This is a genomic window from Actinomycetes bacterium, assembly GCA_024222295.1.
Taxonomy (GTDB): Bacteria; Actinomycetota; Acidimicrobiia; order Acidimicrobiales; family Microtrichaceae; genus JAAEPF01.
Genome location: JAAEPF010000029.1, coordinates 1 through 4,855, shown reverse-complemented (window position 1 = coordinate 4,855; position 4,855 = coordinate 1). Strand labels below are relative to the sequence as shown.

At 66.7% G+C, this 4,855-nt stretch carries 1 protein-coding gene; it reads left to right on the top strand.

Annotated elements, in window-relative coordinates; genetic code table 11:
• A partial coding sequence (locus tag GY812_10750) for an AMP-binding protein (protein ID MCP4435955.1) occupies nucleotides 1-4,805 on the top strand: 4,805 nt, incomplete at its 5' end.
• Between the last annotated feature and the right edge of the window lie 50 nt (nucleotides 4,806-4,855).

The following is a 4,855-nucleotide window of genomic DNA, read 5'->3' as shown; positions in this document are numbered from 1 at the left end:
CGCTGCTCAGTGGTGGGCGGCTGGTCGTGGTGCCCGAAGAGGTGGTGCGCTCGCCGCGGGACTTCCACGCCCTACTAGTCAACGAACAGGTCAGTGTCTTGAGCCAAACCCCGTCGGCGTTTTATGCGTTGCAAAGCGCTGATGCGATGGCGCCCGGGCTGGGAGATCAGCTCAGGTTACAGACGGTGGTGTTTGGTGGTGAGGCGCTGCAACCGTCGCGTCTTGGGGGCTGGTTGGCGCGTCATCGGGGATCGCCGCGTCTGATCAACATGTATGGCACAACTGAGACCACGGTGCATGCCTCGTTCCGCGAGGTCGTCGACGGCGACCTCGGCAGCGATGTCAGCCCGGTCGGGGTGCCGTTGGCCCATCTTGGTTTTTTTGTGCTGGATGGGTGGTTGCGTCCGGTGCCCGCCGGTGTGGTCGGTGAGTTGTATGTGGCTGGTTCGGGGGTGGGGTGTGGGTATTGGCGTAGGGCGGGGTTGACCGGGTCGCGGTTTGTGGCGTGTCCGTTTGGTGGGTTCGGGGCGCGGATGTATCGGACTGGGGATTTGGTGTGTTGGGGCGCTGATGGGCAGCTGCAATATGTGGGGCGCGCCGATGAGCAGGTCAAGATCCGTGGGTATCGCATCGAGCTCGGCGAAGTTCAGGCCGCACTGGCTGAGATCGCGGGGGTGGAGCAGGCGGTGGTGATCGCCCGCGAGGATCGTCCCGGCGATAAACGCCTGGTGGGCTACGTCATCGAGTCGGTGACCGGGAGCGCTGAGCCGGCCGCGATACGTGCGGCGCTGGCCGAGCGGCTGCCGGCCTATATGGTTCCGGCCGCGGTCGTGGTGCTCGAGGCGCTGCCGTTGACGGTCAACGGCAAACTCGACACCCGCGCCCTGCCGGCACCGGAATACGCCGCTGAGGCGTATCGGGCCCCGGCCACCCACACCGAGGAGATCCTGGCCGGGATTTATGCCCAGGTGTTGGGGTTGGAGCGGGTCGGGGTCGAGGACTCGTTTTTCGAGTTGGGTGGGGACAGTATTTTGTCGATGCGGGTGGAGGCTCGAGCGCGGGTGGCTGGTGTGTTGTTGAGGCCGCGTGATGTTTTTGTTGAGCAGACTGTGGCGGGGTTGGCCCGGGTGGCCCGGGTGGCCGGGGTGGCCGACGGTGGTGGCCTCGTCGATGAGGGTGTGGGGTTGGTGGCCGTCACGCCGATCATGTGGTGGCTGCGCGGGGTGGGTGGCTCGGTGGAGCAGTTCAATCAGGCGGTGTTGCTGCAGGCTCCGGTGGGGGTCACCGAGGCCGATGTGGTGGTGTTGTTGCAGGCGGTGCTGGATGGGCATGCCATGTTGCGGTTACGCGTGGAGGATGACGGGGCCGGGGGGTGGTCGTTGCAGGTGCCCGAGGTCGGGTCGGTGGATGCGCGCGGGTGTCTGCAGGTGGTGGCGGTGTTGTCGGATGTGGCGGTGCTGGAGGCGCGGTCGCGGTTGAACCCGGCCGCGGGTGTGATGCTCAGTGCGGTGTGGGTGGCCAGCACGGCTCAGCTGGTGGTGATCGTTCACCATTTGGTCGTTGATGGGGTGTCGTGGCGGATTGTGTTGGAGGACCTCGACATGGCGTGGGCGCAGCATCGCGGTGGGCAGCAGGTGGTGTTGCCGGCGACGGGGACGTCGTTTGGCCGGTGGGCGTCGCTGCTGGCTGAACATGCGTACGCCCCGGAGGTGGTGGCTCAGGCGCAGACGTGGCGGCAGGTGGCCGCGACCCCGGCGGTGTTGCCGGCGGTGCGCCCGGGGGCGGATACCTACCAGAGTGCTGGCCGGTTGTCGGTGTCGCTGGATGTTGAGACGACACGGCTGCTGTTGGGGGAGGTGCCGGCGGCGTTTCATGCCGGGATACACGACATTCTTGTGATCGGGTTCGGGTTGGCGCTGGGGCAGTGGTTGGGCAGCGGTGGGGCCCCGATCGGTATTGACGTGGAGGGCCACGGCCGTCACGAGGAGCTGGGCCCGGATGTGGATTTATCGCGCACGGTGGGGTGGTTCACCGCTAAGTACCCGGTGGCGTTGAGGATGGGTGGGTTGTCTTGGGCGCAGGTGGTGGCCGGTGAGGCGGGGTTGGGGGCGTTGATCAAGGACGCCAAAGAACAGCTTCGGGCCCTGCCGGATGCGTTGTCTTATGGTGTGCTGCGCTATGTGAACACCGAGGTTGACCTGGGTGGACCGGACCCGGTGATCGGGTTCAACTATCTGGGGCGGCTGGGCACTGCAGCCCCCGAGACCTCTGGTGTGCTCTGGCAACTCAGCGGGGACAGTGTGTCGATCATCGGCGCCGCCGGGAAGGTGCCGATGGCGTTGGCGCACACTGTGGAACTCGATGCCGTCATCGTGGACACTGAGGCCGGCCCGCAGTTACACGCGGCCTGGACGTGGGCGCCCTCGGTGTTAGATGAGGCGCGGGTCGGCCGGCTTGGCCGGTTGTGGTTTGAGGCTCTGACCGGCGTCTGCGCGCATGTGCGGCGCGGTGGGGGCGGGTTGACCCCGTCCGATATTGTGCCGGCACGGCTGAGTCAGTCCCAGATCGACGATCTGTGCCGGCAGTACCGGGTCGCTGACGTGTTGCCGTTGACCCCGCTGCAGCAGGGGTTGCTGTTTCACGCTGGCACCGTGCAGGGCAGTGGTGAGGACCTGTACGCGGTGCAAGTGGGTATCACGCTGAGTGGTCCGTTGGATCCCGACCGGCTGCGCGGTGCGGTGCACACGGTGGTCAATCGGTATCCCAACCTGGTGGCCCGATTCTGCGACCGGTTCGACCGGCCGGTGCAGGTCATCGCGGCCGATCCGGTGGCGCCCTGGCGGTATCTCGACCTGGACGGTGGCGCCGACCTTGATATCGAGGAGCAGATCGAGCGGGTATGTGCTGCCGAACGCGCCGCGGTCTGCAACCTGGCTGAGCAGCCGGTGTTTCGGGCCGCGTTGATCCGCACCGCCGAAAACCGGCACCGGATGGTGCTCACTAACCACCACATCGTGGTCGATGGCTGGTCGATACCGATCCTGCTACGCGAAATATTTGCCAGCTATCACAGACAGCCGCTGCCCGGGGCCGTACCGTACCGCAGGTTTGTGACCTGGCTGGCCGGTCGGGACCTCGGGGCCGCCCGCGACGCTTGGGCGCAGGTGTTGGCCGGGTTTGATGCCCCTACCCTGGTAGGCCCGCCGGGTCGGTTAGAGCCGGGGCCGCGAGACGTGGCATCGTTTCGGTTGTCGGCCACCGCCACCGTCGCGCTTGGCGAGTTGGCCCGCGCACACCGTGTCACCGTCAGCACGGTGTTGCAGGCCTGCTGGGCGCAGCTGCTGTGTGGGCTGACCGGCCAACGGGACGTCGTCTTCGGCACCACCGTCTCGGGGCGGCCGGTCGAGGTGACCGGCGCGAACTCGATGGTGGGGCTGTTGATCAACACGGTGCCGGTGCGGGCGACCATCACCGCGGCTACCACCACCGCAGACCTGCTCGACCAGTTGCACCGCGGCCACACCCACACTCTGGAGCACCAGCATCTGGGGCTGCCGGAGATCCACCGTATCGCCGGTCATGACCAGCTGTTCGACACCTTGTTCATCTACGAGAACTATCCGGTCGACACCGCCATGGTGTCGAGTGTGCACGAGTTGAGCATCAGCGAGATCACCGGCCGCGAATCCACCCACTACCCACTCGCGGTGGCCGCCCTGCCCGGAGCTGAACTGGGGCTGCGCGTCGAATTCAACACTGATGTGTTCGACGCGGCCAGCATCCACACGCTGATCCGGCGGTTCGAGCGGGTGGTGGCGGCGATGGTCGGGGATCCGACCCGGCCGGTGTCATCGATTGATGTGCTCGATGAGGTTGAGCGCACCCGCCTGCAGGAGTGGGGAAACCAGGCGGTGTTGACTCGGGCTCCCAACTTGCCGGCGGTCTCGATTCCGCAGGTGTTCTCCGCGCAGGTCGCGCGCACGCCGGAGGCGGTGGCGGTCACCTTCGAGGGCTGCTCGTGGACTTACCGTGAGCTGGAGGACGCTGCTACCGGGTTAGCGCAGGGGCTGGCCGCTCACGGGGCACGACCGGGTCAGTGTGTGGGGTTGCTGTTTGCCCGGTCGGCTGAGGCGATCATCGCGATCCTGGCGGTGCTCAAGACCGGTGCGGCCTATGTGCCGATTGATCCCGCGCTGCCTGATGCCCGGATCGGGTTCATGCTCACCGATGCCGCCCCGATCTTGGCGGTCACCATCACCGCGCTGACCGACCGGTTCGACGGCCACGATGTGGTGGTCATCGATGTTAACGACCCCACCCCAGACACCCAGTCCCGCATCGCATTACCGGCGCCGGCAGCCGAGGACATTGCCTATCTCATCTACACCTCGGGCACCACCGGGACACCTAAAGGGGTAGCCATCACCCACCACAACGTGATCGGGTTGTTGGGGTCTGTGGGCCCGGGTGTGGTGGCTCCGGGACAGGTGTGGACGCAGTGGCATTCCTACAGTTTCGACGTCTCGGTGTGGGAGATCTTTGGGGCGCTGCTCAGTGGTGGGCGGCTGGTCGTGGTGCCCGAAGAGGTGGTGCGCTCGCCGCGGGACTTCCACGCCCTACTAGTCAACGAACAGGTCAGTGTCTTGAGCCAAACCCCGTCGGCGGTGGGGTCGCTCAACCCTGAGGGTCTGGGATCGGTGACGTTGGTAGTGGCCGGTGAGGCCTGCCCGGCCGAGGTGGTGGATCGGGGGGCGCCCGGGCCGGGGATGGTCAACGGCTACGGCCCCACCGAGGCCACGATATAAGCGGCGACCAGTGCACGGCCGGGAGCGGGGGCGGGGGTGGCGCCGGCCGG